The following is a 22,372-nucleotide window of genomic DNA, read 5'->3' on the forward strand; positions in this document are numbered from 1 at the left end:
TCAATGGACATAACTTTGCTTTAATTTCTTGGTGGAAACTAAAATAGGGTTATGTCCTTTTTATTTCAATCACTTAAAAAGTTGAGATTGGGGTAACTTATATTTACAAATACAAGAAGTACCCGTAAAAAACTTCGAAACACTTATTTCACATTATGATGAAAATAAAGTTGAAATTAGACAAAAAAGACGTGAACTTTCCCTGAATACAATCAAATATTACTCATGTCTAGAAATATGCCAACATCCAATTCCTGAAAGTCAAATTGACTTTCTATATAATCATAACAATGAATTTGAAGGAAAGTTTAAAACTATAGTTTTCGGAAAATTTCATCATAGCCACACACCCTAAAATTTTATACAATAGTGCATCCTTTTCCATGGTGCTGCTTTATGACCGCTTGGACTGCTCATGTCACTGTCGCAACTGTCGTTGAAAAAGACGGAAAATTCCTGTTTGTAGAAGAACATACAGAAGGTGTGACACACACGGTATTTAATCAGCCAGCAGGTCATGTTGAATGCGGTGAAACCATTATTGAAGCCGCAATTCGTGAAACCATGGAAGAAACAGGTCATAGGGTGGAAGTAAAACACTTATTAGGTATATATACCTATACTCCACCGATGTTCCCGGATCGTACTTATTACCGTTTCTGTTTCTTGGCCAAATCCATTGACTATGACCCAAATGCCACTTTAGATACAGATATTATCGGCGCAGTCTGGATGACGCTTGATGAACTGATTGAATCTGCTCGCGCGCGTAGTCCATTGGTGATTAAAGCCGTGCAAGATGCGCTTTCAGGTCAAAAATATCCTTTATCGCTCATTTACGAGCACCAAAATTCTCCCTTAATTTCAAATTTGGATGCCTAATCCTATGCAACAACGTGTCATCGTCGGTATGTCAGGTGGTGTAGATTCATCTGTTTCTGCTGCCCTTTTACTTCAACAAGGTTATCAGGTTGAAGGTCTTTTCATGAAAAACTGGGAAGAAGATGACGGCACAGAATATTGCACGGCGATGGATGACCTTGCCGATGCACAAGCCGTTTGCGACAAAATCGGGATTAAACTGCATACCGCAAACTTTGCCATGGAATATTGGGATCGCGTATTCGAGCATTTCCTGGCGGAATATGCGGCTGGCCGTACGCCAAACCCAGACATTTTATGTAATAAAGAAATTAAATTCCGTGCCTTCTTAGATCACGCGATTAACTTGGGTGCAGACTTTATTGCCACAGGCCATTACTGCCGTCGTGGTGAAACCATGACCAACTCACGTGGTGAAGAATATGCACCTTTATTGCGTGGTGTGGACAATAACAAAGACCAGACTTATTTCCTGCATGCTGTCCATGGTCGTGAAATTAATAAGACCCTGTTCCCTGTTGGTGAAATTGAAAAGCCACAAGTCCGTAAAATTGCAGAAGAATTAGATCTGGTTACTGCCAAGAAAAAAGACTCGACCGGGATCTGTTTCATTGGTGAACGTCGTTTTAATGACTTCTTGAAGCAATATTTACCCGCTCAACCCGGAAAAATCGTGCTGGAAGACGGTAAAGAGGTTGGTGATCATCACGGCTTAATGTACTATACGCTCGGTCAACGCGGTGGTATTGGTATTGGCGGTATGAAGGGCGTTGCTGAAGGTGCCTGGTTCGTATTGCATAAAGATATCGAAGGCAATCGTCTGGTGGTCGGTCAAGGCCATGAACACCCACTCATGCAAAGTACTACACTTTGGAGTGAAGCGATTGACTGGGTCGCAGGTGAGCAGGATATTCCTGAAACAGGCTTCCGCTGTACGGCCAAAACCCGTTACCGTCAGACTGATCAAGCATGTACTGTGTATCAAGATTCAGAATCACCGAATGGTGTTCGTGTTGAGTTTGATGAACCTCAACGTGCAGTGACCCCGGGTCAAAGCGTGGTGTTCTATTCAGGTGAAGTTTGTTTAGGGGGTGGTGTGATTCATCATACCAATGCACCTAAACCTGATTTTATAAAAGGATGAATTCGGCATGACGGAGTTACCATTTCAACCAGCCACAACGTTGAATACTCGTCAAAATCGTGCTTTGGCATTAGCGGGTGTGTTTCAGGCCACCCAGCTGACCCATATGACAGCATTGACAGGTCAGCAAAGCATTGGTGAAAGTGGTAACTTTTATTTTGAACAGTTGATTAGAGCCAGTCTTAATATCCGTCCCGGCAGTAATCAAAATGCCCAGACCCTAGACTTTTTTAATCAACTGGCTGATATTTCCTTAGGTTTAAAAACATTAGAAAGCAGCATTATTCAACCCTTCAATACTTCTCCAAAATCCAGAATTCCAAAACTTTCCAGCACCAAACTTCCCATGAGCTATGCAATGGCACTTCTTCAGTTAGAAAAGAAGGTCTATAGCAATCCCAAATTTGTTGAAATTATTGAACAGTCCCAACAGAAAATTCTCAGACAGCTTTCTTTCTTTGATAATAATTACCTGCACCCCAGCATCATTGCCAATCTCGCTCAAACCTATGTCGATACGGCCGGACAGATTAATCCGCGCATTATGGTACGTGGTAATGCTGAAGCCTTTAAAGATGCCGGACACACCAACCGTATTCGTGCGTCCTTATTTACCGGTTTGCAAATGGCGCACTTGTGGCGTCAGCTCGGTGGCAGCTCTTGGGGCATGGTATTTGGCAAGCGCAAGTTGCTACAAGATATTCAGAATCTAGCGCGTTTACAGTTTCAGGTGGTTTAACTGATGCTGCACGTGTTTCGTTTTACGTTTAATTCCAAAATCTAAGGAATCGATATGAACGCTTTAACTGCACTTTCTCCATTAGATGGACGTTACGCGAGCAAATGTGATGCTCTACGTCCTTTTCTTTCTGAGTTTGGTTTAATCCATGCTCGTGTGACTGTTGAAGTGCGTTGGTTACAAGCGCTTGCAAACCACCCGGAAATTACTGAAGTACCGGCGTTTTCAGGCGAAACTAATGCAGCGCTTGATGCGATTGTGAGCGATTTTTCTGAAGATGATGCCAATCGCATCAAAGAGATCGAACGCACCACTAACCACGACGTTAAAGCGGTTGAGTATTTCCTGAAAGAAAAAATCGCTGGTATCGAAGAACTTAAAAATGCCGGTGAATTCATTCACTTTGCATGTACGTCTGAAGATATTAACAACCTGTCACATGCCTTGATGCTGAAAAGCGGTCGTGATGTACTGGTTGCATCTATGCAGCAAATCATCGATTCAATCGTTGCGCTTTCTGAAAAGCATGCAGACCAGCCAATGTTGTCTCGTACTCATGGTCAAACTGCAAGCCCGACAACTTTGGGTAAAGAAATGGCGAACGTGGCTTACCGCCTCGCACGCCAAATCAAACAGTTCAAAAATGTTGAGCTACTGGGCAAAATCAATGGTGCAGTAGGTAACTACAATGCGCACTACTCTGCTTACCCAGACATCAACTGGCCTGCGCACTCACAAGCATTTGTAGAGTCTTTGGGTCTAGACTTCAACCCGTACACCACTCAAATCGAGCCACATGACTATATGGCTGAACTGTTTGATGCGCTACGTCGTTTCAACACTATTCTGATCGATTTTAACCGTGACATTTGGGGCTATATCTCTCTTGGTTTCTTCAAGCAAAAACTAAAAGAAGGCGAAGTTGGTTCTTCAACCATGCCACACAAAGTTAACCCAATTGACTTTGAAAACTCTGAAGGTAACTTGGGTATTGCCAATGCTGTACTTGCACACCTTGGCGAAAAACTGCCTATTTCTCGCTGGCAGCGTGACCTGACTGACTCTACGGTGCTTCGTAACATGGGTGTTGGTTTTGCGCAAAGCTTAATTGCTTTTGAAGCTTGCTCTAAAGGTATTGGTAAACTGGAATTGAATGCTGCGCGTATCAATGAAGATTTGGATAATGCCCAAGAAGTATTGGCTGAACCAATTCAAACTGTAATGCGTCGTTACAACGTTGAAAAACCATACGAAAAACTAAAAGCCCTGACTCGTGGTCAAGCCATGACTCGCGACATGATGGTAGATTTCGTAAACGGTAACGAGTTAGAAGCTGTTCCTGCTGCTGACCGTGCGCGTTTAGCGGAAATGACACCTGCATCATATACAGGTAATGCTGCTGATCAAGCTAAACAGGTAGCTGAGCTGATTGCAAAAATCTAATTTGCAATAAGACGAAAAGGCGAAGCTCAGGCTTCGCCTTTTTATTTATAATGTATTTTATTTTAAAAAAGATATTTCATAATAACGACATGATTGAACATCGACTTTCTGCCAAACATTACGCGAGCCTGGGCATTTTAATTCTGGCGAGTTTGCTTGCCAGTATTCGTCCTTTAGAACTGGAAGCTTATCTCTTGCATCAAGCAGGCACAGTTTTCATGATCATCATGCTGCTCATCTGCCTGTATAAAATCGGGCTGAATTTTTTAAATTTTAATTTATATATTCTTTTTCTGATTGTTCATGTGATTGCTGCGCACTATCTGTATTCTTATGTGCCCTATAACCAGTGGATCGAACAGATTTTTGGCTTTAATCTGAATGAAGCCATGCACTGGTCACGCAATATGTTCGACCGATTTGTCCATCTGGCCTACGGATTATTACTTTATCCAGTTTTCCATCGCCTGTTTCAGGTCTGGTTGCCGCAGCAAAAACCCGTGGTCATTTTCCTACTGGTGATTCAGTTTGTGGTGGCCAGCAGCATGCTCTATGAATGGCTGGAATGGCTGATTGCCATTGGTTTATCTCCTGAGGAAGCGGAAAACTATAATGGACAACAAGGTGATATGTGGGATGCACACAAAGACATCTTGCTTGCTACGATTGGCGCGGCGATAACAGGCGGGCTGCAATTGATACCGAAAAATCAAAAAAGCTCATCGAAGTGAGCTTTTAAAATCACAATCTAATAGCTGAATTAAAGTTTTGGATCACGCATTTAATTACATTCATATTTTTCAATTATGAATGTGGGCAATATCGCATCCAATCATCTTTCATTTTTTGCAGTTCATTCCCCGTCAACATCTCACTGTAATAAATGAAATAGGTTGCATCAGGATATTGAATCTCATGACGGAACATCATGCCACGCAGTGACACAGATAACTCCTCAGGAAAATCATCCTCTAAATAAAGTTCTTCAAATTCATAATTAAAATAACAATTTTGCGTCGCAAGAAATGCTTCAGCTATAGCCATGTTTCTGCTCTAACAATGAAATATGCTTTATATTATCTGATTAGTTTCAATGATGGTTTACATTTCATTCGGTTCAATCCATTGAACAAACTTAGATTCTGACAAATGTGGATATTTGAACTTATCTAGATATTCAAAACAGGCCTTTTGGCCTTGAGGAATTTTATCCAGATGCTTATCGAAAAATAAATGCCGACTATATTGAGCGCCATCAAAGCGAATACTCACACGTTCAAATTCATTACCACCTCGAACTTTATGCATCTGATAAAACTGCACAACACCACATTCCTTCGATGGAATAACAGGTGGATCATTGGGCTTTAGAAAGCTATACAGCAGAAAGATACAAACGCCGGGTAGAAAACTCAGCCAAAACAAAACCTTCTTAGAATTATCCTGAGTTAATTTTGCTTCAGAATAAAGCATACATAACATCGGAATAAATACGATACTAAAAAAACCAAGCAACAAAATAAACGTGAGCATATGAGCCTAGACTCAATCAGAGTACTCCACTTATATCATAACAATATGATTTCAAAAAATAAAAAAGCTCACCGAAGTGAGCTTTAAAATTCATTCAAGATCAACTGAATTAAAGTTTTGGATCACGCATTTGTACCAAGTTTGCATTGGCTTTGCTTAAGCTTTCCATGACTTTATTCATGACAGTGGGTACCAGTGAATCAGCAATTTGCGCTGCTTGCAGGCCCAGCTTTTCACCCAAAGTTGGTTTCTTGCGGGTCTGGATGGAATAGATATCATGTTGGGGCAACAAGTTGAGCAGGTATTCATCTGAGGTTTGCAGTTTATCCACCAGATTTAGATCTAGCGCATCCCGACCATACCAATGCTCACCAGTGGCCACTTTTTCAATATTCAGCTGTGGGCGATACTTTTCAACGAAATGTTTGAATAAAGCATGTGTTTGCTGTAATTCTTCTTCAAACTTGGCCTTACCCTCTTCGGTATTTTCACCAAACATAGTCACGGTACGTTTGTACTGTCCTGCGGTATAGAGTTCAAAGTCGATTTTATTGTCTTTCAGCAGGCGGTTAAAGTTGGGGACTTGAGCAACCACACCAATTGAACCGACAATCGCGAATGGTGCAGAAATAATTTCATTGGCGATACACGCCATCATATAACCGCCACTGGCCGCCACTTTATCGACACAGATGGTCAGATGAAAACCTGCCTCGCGTAAACGTACCAGTTGAGCTGCTGCAAGTCCATAACCATGAACCATGCCGCCCGGACTTTCCAGACGCACTACCACACGGTCACGACCGGCTTTGGCTGTGGCCAGAATCAAGGTAATTTCTTCACGCAAGCCTTCTACCGCAGAAGCCGCCATATCGCCTTTAAAATCGAGTACATAGATTTTTTGATTGGTTTTCTTACGCGCACGCGCTTCTTTTGACAGTTGTTGTGATAACTGTAAAAGTTCCAGTTTAGAGCCAGTAGTTTGCGCTATTTTTTTTCGTTGTTCATTGATACGCGCATTGAGATGACTAATACGGATTTCAGCGGACAGTTTCGGAGTATGAAATAACATAAAAAATCTATTCTCTATTTAATTCGGATTTATTCCTTTAGATTAGGTCAATTTCGGTTTTTTTCAACTTTATTTCGAGAATTATTACGATTATCACCATCTATTTCACCTATAAAAAAAGAGCCTTGCGGCTCTTATTCTAGATATGGGATTAACCGAAACGCCCGGTAATATAGGCTTCAGTCAACTGATGATCTGGCTGGGTAAAGACTTTTTCGGTCGAGTTGACTTCAATCAGATCCCCCAAATGGAAATACGCAGTACGATCCGATACACGTGCTGCCTGTTGCATAGAGTGCGTTACGATCGCGATGGTATATTGCGTAGATAGCTCAGAAATCAGCTCTTCCACTTTGGCGGTTGCAATGGGATCAAGTGCCGAACACGGTTCATCCATCAAAATGACTTCTGGACTGACTGCAATCGTACGCGCGATACACAGACGTTGCTGCTGACCACCTGACAAACCTGTTCCCGGCTGGTTCAAACGATCTTTCACTTCTTCCCACAGACCGGCTTTGCGCAAGCTGCCTTCGACAATTTCTTCAAGATCGTACTTGTCACGCGCCAAACCATGCAGTTTTGGGCCATAGGAGACATTATCGAAGATTGATTTTGGAAATGGGTTCGGCTTCTGGAACACCATACCAACCTGTGCACGTAGCAAGACCACATCAAGATTTGGATCATAAATATCTTGGTTATCCAACATCACTTTACCGGTTACACGGCAGCTATCAATGGTATCGTTCATGCGGTTTAAGGTACGCAAAAAGGTTGATTTACCACAGCCTGATGGCCCAATAAAAGCAATCACTTCATTTTCATAAATGTTCAGGTCAATGCCTTTAATCGCTTCCGCTTCACCATAGTACACATGCACATTAGAAGTACTAAGTTTCACATTCGTCGACTTCGCATCTTTTTTGCTGCTGCTTTGCGTATCGAACTGGGAAACAAACGGAGTTGCCGGCTTTTGAGTCGCCTCATCCGAGGTGAATTGTGTCTGTTGTGGATTCACGATTTGATCCTTTTTTAAGGAATTTTGAATAACAGTTGTGTTCATGATTCTGCCCCTATTACCAACGGACTTCAAATTTCTTACGTAACCAGATGGCCAGACTGTTCAAGCTGATCATCATGGCCAGAAGTACAATAATTGCTGCTGCGGTACGCCCTTCAAAGAAGTTACGCAACTCATTGCCTTGCCATAAGAAAATCTGTACAGGTAAAGCCGTTGACTGATCAAATGGTGTGGCTGGAACGCTGGCAACAAAAGCACTCATCCCGATTAATAACAATGGTGCGGTTTCACCTAAAGCTTGTGCAACCCCGATAATTGCGCCTGTCAAAATACCCGGTAAAGCCAAAGGCAAGACGTGATGAAATACTGTCTGGATGCGGGAAGCACCGAGTCCTAAAGCTGCCTGACGAATCGAAGGTGGAACCGCTTTAAGTGATGCGCGTGTGGTGATGATCACAGTCGGTAAGGTCATCAGACTCAGCACCAGACCACCCACCAATGGTGCTGACAGTGGCAAATGCATCCAGCCAATGAAGATCGCTGCACCCAATAGACCGAAGACAATTGAGGGAACGGCTGCCAGGTTGTTGATATTGACTTCGACCACATCGGTAATCCAGTTTTTCGGTGCAAACTCTTCCAGATAGATCGCAGAGGCCACCCCGATTGGAATCGAGATAAAGATCACAATCATCATCATGAACAGCGAGCCCATGAAGGCACCTGCCAAGCCAGAAGTTGCTGGTGAGCTGCGCGAGTCAGGACTGGTGAAAATATTGGTATTGAAACTATTTTCAATCACACCAGAGGCTTTCATCTCGTCCGCCACCTGACGTACTTCAGGACTGAGCTGCTGCTGTTCATCTGGAAGATCACGGTCAATATTTCCTGCCAGCCAGACATCGACATTGGCATCAGCCAGAATTTTCACTTCCTTGCTTTGACCGACCAGACTCGGATCATTCATGACCATGTCTCGCAAGCGGTACGCCTCAGAACTGGTATATAAAGAACCCAGTTCATCACGCTGGCTTTCCAGCTTGCTGTCTTTGGCGATCATGCCATTGATAATCAGGGCATCCCAATCCACCATTCCGACTTCGGTCTGCCACGCGATAAAGCGATCTTCAAACTGTGCTGGAGATTCTCCTGCTGCTGGCTTCGGTTTTGGACCAATATCCACAATGGCTGGATCGAAATGAATCGGCAAACTCATGCTGCTTTGCCAGAATGCAGGCAAACCTTTGGATAAAATACTCCCGAACAGCAATACCACAAAGAACAGACCTGCCAGTACCGCAGAGAAACCAAATAAACGGAAGGTTTTTTCTTTACGATGACGTCGTGCCAAAGAGCTTTGAATGGTCTTCTTACGCTTTTTACGCAGCTCGGCGGCGATGGATGGATCAATACGCTGATCCACAGGCGTTGTATTTGAAGTACTCATTAGTCGTATTGCTCACGATATTTACGCACGATGATCAGTGCAACAATGTTCAAACCTAAGGTAATGACGAATAGCGTCAATCCTAGTGCAAAAGCCACCAATGCTTGCGGACTAGCAAAATCAGTATCGCCAGTTAACTGATTCACGATGGTAATCGTGACCGTAGATACGGCTTCAAGCGGATTGGCATGCAACTGCGGGCTGTTCCCGGCTGCAAGAACCACGATCATGGTTTCACCAATTGCACGCGACGCAGCCAAGAGGAATGCACCGATAATACCCGGCAAGGCTGCCGGTAAAACCACCTGACGGATCGTTTCAGATTTAGTCGCACCCAATCCCAAAGAACCATCACGTAAGGCACGCGGCACCTGAGTAATGATGTCATCTGACAGAGAAGATACGAACGGAATAATCATGATGCCCATGACCAGACCGGCGGTCAGCGCGCTGGTGGCATTAATTTCGAGTCCGACCAGAGCACCCATACTTTTAAGGAATGGACCGATGATCATCAAGGCAAAAACACCATAGACAATCGTAGGAATACCCGCCAGCACTTCAATCGTGGGTTTTGCCCAAGAGCGGAACCGCGGTGAAGCGTATTCTGCCAGATAGATCGCAATCATCAGGCCAACCGGAACTGCAACTAAGAGTGCGATCCCGCTGACCATGAGCGTGCCCCATAACAGTGGCAATAAACCATAACTGCCTTCAGCACTGCCAGAGGTGCTAAACCCCGGGTTCCATTGGGTACCAAAGAAGAAATCCAGTGGGCTGACGAAGCTGAAGAAGCGCATCGCCTCGCCAAACATCGACATCACAATCCCGAGGGTGGTCAGAATCGCCACACCAGAACACAATGCCAGGCCGATATTAATCATTTTTTCGACTTGGTTACGCGCACGGAATTCCTGGCTAATATGTTTCTTGGCCCAGACCAGACCGGCCAGTGCAGCCGAAATCACGACTGCCAATTTGGCAAAGGTACCAATGGTCGAGAATTTAGCCAACTGCTCCGCGGCTGCAACTTCATAGGCTGCCGGTGTATCACTAACCCCGAAACCTGAGGCAAGTGCCTGAACGCGATCAATCACAACGCTCAAACTTGCCGGATCCAGACTAGCCGAAACATTTTCTGGCAAATGGTTGAGTACCACCTGTTCCAGAAAAGTGGGTTCCACCATATTCCAAACAATCAAAATTAAAAACGCAGGGATACCACACCATAGTGCAACCAGGGCACCATAATATCCGGGACGCGAGTGTAAGTTTGCAGAATTGCTTCCCTTACCTGCTAAGCTACGGCTTTTACTTAATCCGATTTGATAGGCTATGGCCATGATGGCCAATAACACACCTATAAGTAGCAGATTCATGTATTCTCCACTGTTTTTCCAATTTTCATGGTTTGAAAAAACTTGTTTATCGCAAAAAGCCGATGGTAGGTTGACCCTACCACCAGCGTTTTCAAAATCATTTATTACTTCACTACAACCGCTTTACCAGCCTTGAAATTTGCCAGGACTGCCGCACGTTCTTTATCAGACATTGAAATCAGACCTGCTTTTTCCAGCTTAGAGCCTTTGCCAGATACTTTCTTGTTCAGGAAGTATTCTGTGAACTGCGGTAAGCCTTTGATCGATTTCAAGTGCTCGCCTTTTACGTAGAAGAACAATGGGCGTGATACCGGATAAGCACCATTCAAGATGGTCTTTTCAGAAGGCGCTACATTGTTCACCGTAGCAACACGTAGACGGTCACGGTTCTGGTCATAGAAACCTAGGCCAAACACACCTACCGCACTTGGAGAAGTTTTTAAACGTGCCAATGTTTCGGTATAGTCACCGGCAATCTCAACCACACGGCCATCTTTACGGAATGTTGTACAAGCTTTTTTCTTAGCATCTTTGTCTAGAGACTTAATTGCAGCATACGTTTCACAACCTGCATCCACCATTTTCTCCTGGAAGACTTCGCGCGTACCATGATTCGACGCAGGAATTACCAGGGTGATAGGTTCATTCGGAAGTGCTTTGTCAATTTGGTTCCAACGCGTGTACGGGTTAGCGACCATTTTTCCATTTGATGGAAGTTGTGCAGCAAGTGCAGCGAAGACATGTTGTGGACGCAGTTTATAAGCCGCTTTGTTTGCATTCGATGCAAACACAATACCGTCATAACCAATTTTGATTTCTAGGACTTGGTTAACGCCATTCTTTTTACATTCTGCCAGCTCTGTACTCTTGATTTGACGAGAAGAGTTTGCGATATCAATCGTGTTATCACCCACGCCATTACAGAACTGCTTTAAACCACCTGAAGAACCGCCAGAACCGACAACTGGTGTTTTAAACTGTGGAAAAGTATTACCGAATTCTTCTGCCACGATACTGGCATATGGAAGTACAGTTGAAGAACCTGCAATTTGAATGGTGTCACGTGCTGCGTGTGCAGTCGTTACAGCAGTTGCCCCGGTTACTGCTAATGCTAAAGCTATATTTGTAAAGCGCATTCTAGTATCTCTCTCATTTATGCAAATTTGGAGTACACCACTTTTTATTCAGTTTTGTACTTCTTTCGATACCTGCATTTTGATTTTAGAATATGACAGATAAGTTACAGCTTTATTACGATTTAGTGATTTTTAATCTAGCGGCTTTTTCTTGATTAAATTTTTATGGATTTCAATGATTAAGTTCTTTATGTCATTCACTTCAATAAAAAATTTTAGACCAATGACATGTAACAATTTTTATAAACCTGAACTCAGGATAAATCCTGCTCCCCAGTTTTACATAAGCCTATGACAAATAAATAACAGGCCAAACGGGATTCAGACCTTCCGTGTTTTTGTGAGGAATTTCGATCTGGGAAAGGACCTTTTTTTATTTTTAAGCGCACAAAAAAGGAGATCATTTCGATCTCCTTTTTTTCACACCACCATCACTTATGCAATGGGTGGCGTATAAGTACCGTCAGCGATTGAATCTTTGATACGATCCGCTTCTGCAAGCACTAATGCCAGCAAGTTCTTCACGTTATCAAGCGTTGCAACCGGGCTTAAAGTAGTCATTTTCAGAGACTGAACCTGACCGACTTTCGTCACACCAATGTTCGCTTCACCACGCGCAAACAGTTCGTCTGCTACGTTTTGATTGAGCGTATCGAGTAATTCAACCGGATAGCCCGCTGGAACCACACGGAACAAGACAGACGCGAATTGAGGCTCAAGCAGAAGCTCCAGACCATCAGTCGCTTTAATGTAGTCTGCCACATCACGGGTTAATTTCACGCCATGATCGATCATCGAACCATAAAGCTCTTCGCCCAGTGCTTCAACTGTCATCCACAATTTCAATGCATCAAAACGACGCGTCGTTTGTAGTGACTTCGATACCAGGTTAGGAACGCCATGCTCTTCATCATAAGCGGAGTTCAGATACTCTGCTTCATAATGCATGAAACGGTAATTCGCTTCATCTTTCAGCAGGAACGCGCCACAAGAAATGGTTTGGAAATAATGCTTATGGAAATCAAGCGTGATCGAATCCGACAGCTCAATCCCGTCCAGCATAGAACGATAGTCATTGGATAGAATCAGTGCACCACCCCATGCCGCATCGATGTGCATCCACGCGCCATATTTATTGGTGATTTCACGAATTGCTTTCAATGGATCAATCGCACCAGCATCCGTTGTACCCGCTGTTGCCACCACACATGCCACGATCTTGCCTTCAGACTGAAGATGCGCCATGGTTTTTTCCAGTGCATCTACGTCCATCTGTGCATTTTCATTCACAGGAACAGTGACCACTGACTGGAAGCCCATGCCCATCATCGCCATGTTCTTTTGCACAGAGAAATGTGCATTTTCAGAACAGATGACTTTGACATTACGCATCGCATCCGCAGGAATACCATCGCGCTGAACCGACCACGGATTACCATTTTCGTCTTTCCAGTTTTTCGCGATGCAAGCATCACGCGCAAGCAATACGCCCATCAAGTTAGACTGCGTACCACCAGAAGTGAACACACCGGCCTGACCCGCACCATAGCCGACTTTTTGACGTAACCAGTCAATCAGCTGAACTTCCATCAACGAACCGGCCGGGCTTTGATCCCATGAGTCCATTGACTGGTTGGTTGCATTAATCAGCACTTCCGCGATCTGGCTAGTCACCATCGTTGGACAGTGAAGATGCGCAAGTGAATGCGGATGATGCACTTTTAAGCTCTTGTTAAGGAATAGCTCAACCATACGCTCAAGAGATTTTTCTACACCCAAACCTTCTTTTGAAGGATGAAATGCAATTGCACTGCGCAGCTCTTTAATACTGCCGCCCGTGTACATTTTGTCGTTTTGCAACCATGCCGCAACCGCTTTGGTCGCTTGGTCCATGCCAGCCTGATAGTCAGCAATGGATGCAGCATCATTGCAGAGTAACGCTTTACGATGTTCTGCGAAATCTACCATGAATTATGCGCCTCGAACTGCAACTAGTGCTTCAGCAACCGATTTTTTGAAACGAGCAATCACTTCAACACATTCGTCTTGAGTAATAATCAACGGACAAAGTAAACGAATCACTGTACCGTTACGACCACCTTTCTCAAGCAATAATTTATTGTTGAAACAAGCGGTTTGGATCGCTGCAGCCAATTGACCATCAGCAGGCAAAGAACCCATATGATCCGCATCTTTGCGCTCGTCTACGATTTCAACGCCGATCATCAGACCACGGCCACGCACGTTACCGATACATGGGAATTCAGCAGCCAGTTTTTTCAATTCAGCTTGCAGGAAATCACCACGCTCTTGTGCATTTTGCGCCAGGTTCTGTTCTTTAATGGTATTGATCGTTGCAAGACCTGTACCCATCGCCAATTGGTTACCACGGAAAGTACCGGTATGACCAGCAGGTTGCCAAGCATCAAACTTACGTTTAATACCCAGTACGGCAAGCGGCAAGCTACCACCTACGGCTTTAGACATCACTACAACATCAGGTTCAATCCCTGCGTGTTCGAATGCAAACATTTTGCCTGAACGTGCAAAACCAGCCTGAACTTCATCAAGAATCAATACGATGTTGTGTTTTTCAGTCACTTCCCGGATTTTTTGCAACCATTTTACTGGCGCCGTTACCACACCGCCTTCACCTTGAATCGCTTCAAGAATTACAGCTGCAGGTTTGGTCACACCACTTTCTACATCTTCAATGAAGTTTTCAAAGTAGTAAGTCAGGGCATCAACACCGGCTTCACCACCAAGACCCAATGGGCAACGGTATTCATGCGGGTATGGCATGAACTGTACACCCGGCATCAAGCCGTTCACTGCATTTTTCGCAGACAGGTTACCTGTCATTGCCAATGCACCGTGAGTCATACCGTGATAACCGCCAGAGAAGCTGATCACTGAGCTACGACCGGTAAAGGTTTTCGCCAGTTTAATCGCGGCTTCAGTTGCATCTGCACCAGATGGACCACAGAACTGCAAGCAGTATTCTTCCTGGCCACCTGGAAGATAAGAAAGAAGTGCTTCAGTAAAAGCATCTTTTAAAGGAGTAGTAAGATCCAGGGTATGCAATGGTAAACCACTTGCAATCGTATCCTGGATACTTTGAATGACTGCAGGATGATTATGGCCTAAAGCCAACGTCCCTGCCCCAGCTAAACAATCAAGGTACTCAGTACCTTCAACATCGGTAACCCAGCAACCTTGTGCTTTCGCTATCGCTAACGGTAATTTACGTGGATAACTACGCACATTCGATTCCATCTGACTTTGGCGAGTCAAGTAGTATTCGTTTGTGGAATTGGTGGCAGGGTTTACAGAAGTAACGCTCATATCGAATTACCATCTCTGATATGGGTGAAAGAAATAAGTCTGGTGACGTTTGGTCCTTTGACTCGGCGCTTTATAAAAGGTTCTAGCTAGCAGTTTTGTATTCGAATAACTAGGAGGCGGATGATACCGAATTTTTCAGGAAAATAAACAACTTTCAGTCACATTTTGTCCTAATCTTTATCGAAAAAAAACATCATGCTAATCCATCCCCTAAATCATCATCTTACAGTGTGACAGCAGAAAGAAAAGCGTGTTCTTTTATGGTTTTTTGTAGCGCAGGCGACATTCAGGTAATCAGTCTCAAAATTATTCATTAAGTATTTAATTATTAAAAATAAATATAAATTAAATAATGAGATAAAATTAAAGAAAATTTAACACTCTTACGACAAATATTTCGTAAAAAGATCACAATTGAGATTTAATATTTTAACAACGGCTTAGATGGCCAATTTTAAGAAAAACAGGACAATTTCATGCGTCTCTTAGCACTTACCAGTTTGATCCTTGCCAGCACCCTCGCCACAGGCGCATTTGCAGCTCCTGCTGAATCTCTGAATTATAATGTTGTTAATCTTTCAGCAGAGGCTAGCCGTGAAATCTCAAATGATGAAATGTATGCTGTGCTTTATATTGAAAAATCCAACAAACAGCCGGCTGAACTGGCCACTCAAATTAACCAGCTGATGAATCAGGCGATCGCCACAGCACGCAAATATCCTACTGTGAAAATCGAGACAGGTGCACAAAGCACTTATCCTATTTATGACAATGACAACCGTAAATTGAAAGAATGGCGTGGTCGTGCCCAAATTCGTCTGGAATCGAAAGATTTTAAAGCGACATCTCAACTGATTGCCGAATTACAACAGCACTTCCAGACCCAGTCGATTAACTTTAAAGTATCAGACGAAAAGCGTAAAAAAGTTGAAAGCGAGCTGATGATTGAAGCTACCAAAAACTTCCAGCAACGCGCACAGGCACTCACCCAGACCTGGAACAAACCGAGTTATCAACTGGTGAACTTAAACCTGAATACTAACAATTATTCACCACAGCCAGTACCGCGTATGGCCATGATGAAATCTGCATCGGCTGATATGGCGGTTCCTGAGCAGGAAGTTGCGGCGGGTGAATCGCAAATGACGGTCAGCGCGAATGGGGCGATTCAGTTTAAATAAGACTTCATTATATTATTCGCACTTTTAAGAACCACTCTTTTGAGTGGTTTTTTATCATGTGAATATTCTTTAAAAAGCGAGGCTACAAATTCATACAAACTCAGGTAGGAATTGAGGTTTGACCGGTTTAGAGTAACGGACATTTGTTCCAGTCCTCTCTGCTCATGTCCCTTGACCAACTGAATCTTTACCTGTTTCATATCTTAAATGTACCCGACCAAACCTCAATCTGGATGATCAACTATGCCTCCCTGATTGCGCATGATCTGGTGTATCTTTTTTTGCTGATTTTTGCTATTGCCTGGTTCCGTGGTAGTTACGAAGTAAAAACAGGGATTATAAAAGCCTTCATCTTTACAGCTATTACCTTATTGATGAGTGAAGTATTGTCTGCGATCCTTAATACCCCACGCCCGTTTGTGATAGATGTTGGTCGCACTCTGATTGAACATGCACCGACTGGTTCTTTTCCCAGCAACCATATGAGTATTTTTAGCGGGATTGCCTTCGCCTATTATTTTTCACCGCAGCGAGACTTGGGACGAATTCTAATCTGGACAGCTTGGCTGGTAGCGTGGTCGCGTGTTTATGTCGGTGTGCATTTTCCAATTGATATGCTGGGCGCATTCCTGATGGCAATAATAGTAAATTTAGCTGGCTTGCCGCTGTGGTGGAAATATGAGAATCAAATCATAAACTTTATTTTGGGTATTCATTATTGGTTATTTTCGCCTTTAATTCGAATGGGCTGGATTAAATAAATCTAATTAAAATGCCATAAAAAATCCCGCTCGAGAGCGGGACTTTTGAATCTCTAAACTTGAATCTGAATAATTTAGTAAATCGCCATATGATTGCGATGAATCATCTCTAAAGAACGTGCTTCACCCAAAACCTGATGAACTTTATCCGATGCCAGACCACGAACGATATCTGCTGAACGAGAACTAAAGTTGACACGACCAACTGCAATACGGTGACCTTGTGTATCGACACATTCCACCACATCACCGCGTTCGAAATGACCCTCAACCGCTTTCACCCCTACAGGCAATAAACTGCGATGATTGTCTTTAATGGCTTTTACTGCACCATCATCAATCACTAAACGACCTGCGGTTTGCAAGTGAGCAGCCAACCATTGCTGATGCGCTGTCATCCGGTCTTTGTCAGTGACAAACAAGGTACCTAACAATTCGCCAGACATTAGACGTGATAGAACACCATCACTATCACCACTTGCAATTAAGGTCGGACAGCCCGACTTTGCCGCCAGACGGGCTGCACGAACTTTGGTCAGCATGCCACCACGACCAAATTTACCGCCTCCACCGGCCATATCAAACAGACTTTCATCCATCGCACGTACGGTATGGAACAGTTTGGCATCTGGATTAGACCGTGGGTCTGAGTCAAACATCCCTTCCTGATCCGTTAAGATAATCAGAAGGTCCGCATGAACCTGACCTGCGACCATGGCCGCAAGCGTGTCGTTGTCACCAAAGCGAATTTCGTCAGTCGAAACCGTGTCATTTTCATTGATCACCGGAATCACGCGCCAATCAATCAGGTTCTGCAAGGCATCACATGAGTTGAGGTAGCGACGACGATCTGCCAGATCATCATGGGTTAACAATACTTGCGCAGTTCGAATCTGATGCTTCTCAAGTACGCTTGACCAAGTATGAATCAGGCCCATCTGACCGATGGCAGCACAAGCCTGAAGACTGGGTAGATCGGTGGGTCGATTCTCAAGTTTCATTCGAACCATACCTTCAGCCACAGCACCGGAAGACACCAGAATAATCTCGTGTCCTGCATTGTGTAGATCTGCGATTTGTCCCGCCCAATGCGAGATAGCATCTAAATCTAAACCTTGTCCGTTTGCTGTGAGTAAAGATGATCCGATTTTAACAACGATTCGTTTACAACCCTTGAGCTGACGTTGCCCATCTACCACTTCTATCATCTTGTCCTCAGACTCTTCTCTCAGAGATTAGCGTACGTAGTACACTTCCACATCACTATCATCATCGCCATCTTCATCATCTTCGTCATCACCCAGAATACCGGCAAGACGTTGCTGACGACGCATCTCACGATACGCTTCTTTTGCAGCGATGGTTTGTTCACGTGTTTCAGCTTCAAGCTGATCACGGAATGCTTTCATTTCTGCTGCATATTCTTGATCTTCAGCTTCGCGTTCACGCTGCTCTTCGATCTGATCCATCAGGTAGTAAACTACGTCTTTGGTGCCTTCAGCAGTTAAGCCAGAAGTTTCAAAAACCGGGCCTTCCCACTGCAATTCTTCAAGAATATGGGTACACCATTCTTCACGTGTTTCTTCAGCCAACTGATCGACTTTGTTCAGTACCAATACGATCGGCAGTTTTGAAAGCGTTGGGGAGAAGTTTTCTAACTCTTTCATAATTGCTTTGGCATTATGTGCCGGATCTGAGCCATCAATCGGTTGTACGTCAACGATATGCAACAAGATACGGGTACGCGCCAAGTGCTTCAGGAAGCGAATCCCAAGACCTGCACCTTCAGATGCACCTTCGATCAGGCCGGGAATATCCGCCATCACGAATGAACGGTGACTGTCAGCATCGACCACACCCAGGTTTGGCACCATGGTGGTAAATGGATAATCTGCAACTTTTGGTTTTGCAGCCGATACTGCACGAATGAAGGTTGATTTACCCGCATTTGGCATACCCAGCAAGCCGACATCTGCCAGAACTTTAAGCTCTAGACGGATTTCACGGAATTCACCTTTTTGACCATGCGTACATTTACGTGGTGAACGGTTGGTCGATGATTTAAAGTGGGTATTACCTAAACCACCATCACCGCCTGCTGCAACTTTCACGCGTTGACCGTCTTCGATCAAGTCGCCAATAATGTCACCAGACTCTACATCTACAATTGTTGTTCCTACCGGAACTTTTAATACGGTATCTTCACCGCCACGACCAGCACAGTTCGCCCCACGGCCATTTTTTGCTCGTTCTGCACGATATTTACGTGTATAACGATAATCAACTAGCGTACTGGTGTCGTCGTCAGCCTGAATATAAATGCTGCCGCCACGACCACCATCACCACCATCTGGACCACCAAATGGCACGAATTTTTCACGGCGAAAACTGGCTACGCCATTGCCACCGTCGCCAGCCTCTACGGTAATGACTGCTTCATCAACAAAGCGCATATTGCCAATCCTCTAAAAACTTTAAAACCCCATATTCTGCCATATTTTAAAGAATTTCTCGACTATATTTATGACACAATCAATGAAGATCGTTCACCTTGCTCTGAATTTGATTCAACAAGCCTGATTGCTTTGTTTTAAAAATTAAAAATCATATAATTTTTTACTTATTTATATAAGGTGTAATTAATAAGTTGCTCTAGTATAGGATCAAATTCTATCTGAGATGTTCTAATTGTTTCTCTAGCATATTCATCAGAATTATTTTTTAAAATATTCCAATATTCAACATTACGTTCTTGCGTCTGCTGATTAAAACTTTTAGTGATTTTATACAAATTCTCATTTTTCAAATATTCATTTAAAAGAATAGTAGATTTCTTAATTTGTATTCTTAAATCATGAAATTCATTAATATTTTTCTGACTCTTTTCGAAGCTGATATTGCTTACACAAAAACCGCTAAATATTTCATTATTAAGTGTTCTTAATTCTAATATGTTAGTGGTTATATCTTTAGCTAAGATCGCTACAACCTCACTCCCTTTCTGCTCTCGCCAACTGTTATATGTCATCAATACTGCAACAGGTGCAAAGATCGCTGCTGACCAAAGCAAGAGATTGGTTGCTAAAGTAATATCAACTTCTAAAAGTTTAAAGATTGCATATATTGCTATGCATAAAACTAAAATAATTGCGTACACTGCTAATAGAGTAGCAACCAGATTTTCTGAATTTTTCATGTCATTGCTCCGCCCCAAAAGCAATTCACCCTATTTTGCTACGCGCGCTTTATTCTCTACAATATCTGGCAGGCTTTTTTCAATCCAGCCAATTAAATACATGATTTTTTCAGCCGCTTGTGAACCGGTAATCGTCAATTGATATTCCACTTTTGGCGGCACCACCGGATAAACCGTTCTCAAAATAAAACCATCCTGTTCAAGCATTTTTAAAGTCTGGGAGAGCATTTTTTCACTTACCCCCTCAATGCGTTGTTTCAGTTCACTGAAACGATGCACACCTTCACTTAAGCAACGCAAAACCAAGACCGACCATTTATTGGCAAGGTGTTCCAATATTTCACGTGATGGACATTCAGTTGATAAAACCTGCCCCAATAACGGGCTAATTGCATAATTTGTCATACTATTCTCACCATATTTTTATTACTTACTCATTTTAATATACTTACTCTTTGTAAGTTATCAGATTCATATTTCGCCAGCAAGCAGATTTTTTGATTCTTATTAGATTAAGAAAGTTCACTTTAAATAAAAAAATCATAAAAAAAAGAGCCTCAAGTGAGGCTCTTTTTTTAGCTAAATACTAATTATGCATTAGTTTCAGCAGGAACTTTTGGATAGCTTACGCCGCCCATCTGTTCAGCAATACGCAATACCTGGCAGCTATAACCTACTTCGTTATCGTACCAAACATAAGCAGTTAAACGGTTGCCTGAAGTGATCGTTGCTTGCGCGTCAAATACACCTGCAGTGCGTGAACCGATAAAGTCAGAAGATACCACTTCAGTCGAGTTGGTATAACCGATTTGACCTTGCAGGCTAGAACCGATTGAAATCTGACGAATGTATTCGTTCACTTCATCACGATCAACATCTTGACCTAAAGTCAGGTTAAGAATCGCAAGAGATACGTTTGGTGTAGGTACACGTACAGAGTTACCTGTCAATTTACCTTGAAGAGCTGGAAGCGCTTTCGCTACTGCTTTCGCTGCACCAGTTTCAGTAATGACCATGTTCAATGTTGCAGCACGACCACGACGGTCAGCTTTATGGTAGTTGTCGATCAAGTTCTGGTCGTTCGTGAACGAGTGAACTGTTTCAACATGACCATTCAACACTGTGTATTTGTCATGCAATACTTTCAACGTAGGTGTAATGGCGTTAGTCGTACAGCTTGCAGCAGAGATGATTGTATCTTCATCAAGGATGTCCGCTTGGTTTACACCGTAAACTACGTTCTTCATGTCACCTTTACCAGGTGCAGTCAGAATCACACGAGCAGCGCCCGGGCATTTAAGATGTTGAGCAAGACCTTCAGCATCACGCCATTTACCTGTGTTGTCGATCACAAGTGCATTGTTGATACCGTATGCAGTGTAATCTACTTCAGAAGGATTAGAAGCATAAATCACTTTGATGAAGTTACCATTGGCAATGATTGCTTCGTTTTCTTCATCTACAGAAATTGTGCCTGCAAATGGACCGTGAATAGAGTCACGACGAAGTAAAGAAGCACGTTTTTCCAAATCACCATCCGATGATTTACGAACAACGATTGCTTTTAGGCTAAGACCACGACCCAGACCTGATTGACCAATCATCAAACGCGCCAGGATACGACCGATACGACCGAAACCATAAAGAACCACATCTTTATGTTCTACAGCAGCAGCATTGCCTTCGATCGATTTAACAGCGTCTGCAACAAATGCATCGATGTCGCCGCCTTTTTCTTTAAATTCAACAGCAAGTTTACCCAGATCAACTTCAGCAGAACCGATATTGTCTACTTTAACCAATGCTTCAAGAATTGGGAAAGTATCAACTACAGAAAGTTCAACGTCCAGTACGCGAGTACGGCGGTGTGCTTTCAAAATCTGAATCACAGAACGGTTAATTAAAGAGCGACCATAAACTGTAGCTACAATATTTTTTTCACGATATAACTGGCCAACAAGGGCAATCATACGTTCCGCAAGTTCTTCACGGTTTTTCCAGCGACCTTGGTGTTCTGCATGGAGGGCAACAATAGTGTCTTTGCTCACAGATACGTCCTCTAATTAATTGTAAATCTAAGCATAAATTTC

General features: G+C 43.2%; 21 protein-coding genes. 7 read left to right on the forward strand and 14 right to left on the reverse strand.

All coding sequences use genetic code 11. The annotated features are described in order from the left end of the window. The first annotated feature begins 396 nt into the window (after window positions 1-396). From F891_RS03455 to F891_RS03475, 5 genes are all read left to right on the forward strand, one after another. Window positions 397-882, forward strand: a complete 486-nt coding sequence (locus tag F891_RS03455) for an NUDIX hydrolase (protein WP_004646534.1) — start codon at window positions 397-399, stop codon at window positions 880-882. A 4-nt stretch (window positions 883-886) separates the two neighbouring features. Beyond that, a complete protein-coding gene (mnmA, locus tag F891_RS03460) occupies window positions 887-2,026 on the forward strand; it encodes a tRNA 2-thiouridine(34) synthase MnmA (RefSeq protein WP_004646533.1) in 1,140 nt (379 codons plus the stop codon). A 7-nt stretch (window positions 2,027-2,033) separates the two neighbouring features. Continuing rightward, entirely contained in the window at window positions 2,034-2,765 is a 732-nt protein-coding gene (hflD, locus tag F891_RS03465) for a high frequency lysogenization protein HflD (RefSeq protein WP_005107369.1), read from the forward strand. A 54-nt stretch (window positions 2,766-2,819) separates the two neighbouring features. Continuing rightward, window positions 2,820-4,208 (forward strand): adenylosuccinate lyase, encoded by a 1,389-nt coding sequence (gene purB / locus F891_RS03470; RefSeq protein ID WP_004646531.1) that lies wholly within the window; start codon window positions 2,820-2,822, stop codon window positions 4,206-4,208. Between the two features lie 89 nt (window positions 4,209-4,297). Continuing rightward, a complete protein-coding gene (locus F891_RS03475; RefSeq protein WP_004646530.1) occupies window positions 4,298-4,939 on the forward strand; it encodes a DUF2238 domain-containing protein in 642 nt (213 codons plus the stop codon). Window positions 4,940-5,012: 73 nt separating this feature from the next. Here the strand turns inward: F891_RS03475 and F891_RS03480 are convergent, their stop codons facing one another. From F891_RS03480 to F891_RS03520, 9 genes are all read right to left on the reverse strand, one after another. Next, the gene (locus tag F891_RS03480; protein WP_004646529.1) at window positions 5,013-5,252 is read right to left on the reverse strand and encodes a hypothetical protein; all 240 of its coding nucleotides are present in this window, start codon (window positions 5,250-5,252) and stop codon (window positions 5,013-5,015) included. Between the two features lie 57 nt (window positions 5,253-5,309). After that, on the reverse strand, window positions 5,310-5,741 hold the full coding sequence (locus tag F891_RS03485; protein ID WP_004279718.1) for a hypothetical protein: 432 nt from the start codon (window positions 5,739-5,741) through the stop codon (window positions 5,310-5,312). Between the two features lie 109 nt (window positions 5,742-5,850). Further along, entirely contained in the window at window positions 5,851-6,813 is a 963-nt protein-coding gene (gene sohB / locus F891_RS03490) for a protease SohB (RefSeq protein ID WP_004646527.1), read from the reverse strand. A 151-nt stretch (window positions 6,814-6,964) separates the two neighbouring features. Continuing rightward, window positions 6,965-7,879, reverse strand: a complete 915-nt coding sequence (pstB, locus tag F891_RS03495; protein WP_005262140.1) for a phosphate ABC transporter ATP-binding protein PstB — start codon at window positions 7,877-7,879, stop codon at window positions 6,965-6,967. Between the two features lie 13 nt (window positions 7,880-7,892). Beyond that, the gene (pstA, locus tag F891_RS03500; RefSeq protein WP_004646526.1) at window positions 7,893-9,284 is read right to left on the reverse strand and encodes a phosphate ABC transporter permease PstA; all 1,392 of its coding nucleotides are present in this window, start codon (window positions 9,282-9,284) and stop codon (window positions 7,893-7,895) included. Then, window positions 9,284-10,663, reverse strand: a complete 1,380-nt coding sequence (gene pstC, locus F891_RS03505) for a phosphate ABC transporter permease subunit PstC (RefSeq protein WP_005107378.1) — start codon at window positions 10,661-10,663, stop codon at window positions 9,284-9,286. The genes pstA and pstC overlap by 1 nt, the downstream gene beginning before the upstream one ends. Window positions 10,664-10,767: 104 nt before the next feature. Beyond that, window positions 10,768-11,799, reverse strand: coding sequence for a substrate-binding domain-containing protein (locus F891_RS03510; protein WP_004279710.1), 1,032 nt, complete (start codon window positions 11,797-11,799; stop codon window positions 10,768-10,770). A 435-nt stretch (window positions 11,800-12,234) separates the two neighbouring features. Continuing rightward, on the reverse strand, window positions 12,235-13,767 hold the full coding sequence (locus F891_RS03515) for a pyridoxal phosphate-dependent decarboxylase family protein (protein WP_005246814.1): 1,533 nt from the start codon (window positions 13,765-13,767) through the stop codon (window positions 12,235-12,237). Window positions 13,768-13,770: 3 nt separating this feature from the next. After that, on the reverse strand, window positions 13,771-15,144 hold the full coding sequence (locus F891_RS03520; RefSeq protein ID WP_005246815.1) for a diaminobutyrate--2-oxoglutarate transaminase: 1,374 nt from the start codon (window positions 15,142-15,144) through the stop codon (window positions 13,771-13,773). Between the two features lie 476 nt (window positions 15,145-15,620). Between F891_RS03520 and F891_RS03525 the strand changes: the two genes are divergently transcribed. Together F891_RS03525 and F891_RS03530 are read left to right on the forward strand one after the other, a co-directional pair. Next, window positions 15,621-16,325, forward strand: a complete 705-nt coding sequence (locus tag F891_RS03525; RefSeq protein WP_005262148.1) for an SIMPL domain-containing protein — start codon at window positions 15,621-15,623, stop codon at window positions 16,323-16,325. 164 nt (window positions 16,326-16,489) lie between these two features. Beyond that, window positions 16,490-17,086: a phosphatase PAP2 family protein gene (locus tag F891_RS03530; protein ID WP_005262149.1), complete on the forward strand. Its 597-nt coding sequence runs from the start codon at window positions 16,490-16,492 to the stop codon at window positions 17,084-17,086. Between the two features lie 74 nt (window positions 17,087-17,160). Here the strand turns inward: F891_RS03530 and proB are convergent, their stop codons facing one another. The 5 genes from proB to F891_RS03560 form a co-directional block, all read right to left on the reverse strand. Then, window positions 17,161-18,294, reverse strand: a complete 1,134-nt coding sequence (gene proB, locus F891_RS03535) for a glutamate 5-kinase (RefSeq protein ID WP_004279682.1) — start codon at window positions 18,292-18,294, stop codon at window positions 17,161-17,163. Between the two features lie 27 nt (window positions 18,295-18,321). Next, complete coding sequence (gene cgtA, locus F891_RS03540) at window positions 18,322-19,539, reverse strand: Obg family GTPase CgtA (protein WP_004646519.1); 1,218 nt, start codon at window positions 19,537-19,539, stop codon at window positions 18,322-18,324. 167 nt (window positions 19,540-19,706) lie between these two features. Then, window positions 19,707-20,282, reverse strand: coding sequence for a hypothetical protein (locus F891_RS18265; protein ID WP_005262150.1), 576 nt, complete (start codon window positions 20,280-20,282; stop codon window positions 19,707-19,709). Between the two features lie 30 nt (window positions 20,283-20,312). After that, a complete protein-coding gene (locus F891_RS03555) occupies window positions 20,313-20,687 on the reverse strand; it encodes a winged helix-turn-helix transcriptional regulator (protein ID WP_004646514.1) in 375 nt (124 codons plus the stop codon). A gap of 185 nt (window positions 20,688-20,872) precedes the next feature. Further along, window positions 20,873-22,330 (reverse strand): glyceraldehyde-3-phosphate dehydrogenase, encoded by a 1,458-nt coding sequence (locus tag F891_RS03560; protein ID WP_005246822.1) that lies wholly within the window; start codon window positions 22,328-22,330, stop codon window positions 20,873-20,875. Between the last annotated feature and the right edge of the window lie 42 nt (window positions 22,331-22,372).

This window comes from Acinetobacter sp. CIP 101966 (assembly GCF_000369725.1).
Lineage (GTDB): Bacteria > Pseudomonadota > Gammaproteobacteria > Pseudomonadales > Moraxellaceae > Acinetobacter > Acinetobacter lwoffii_Q.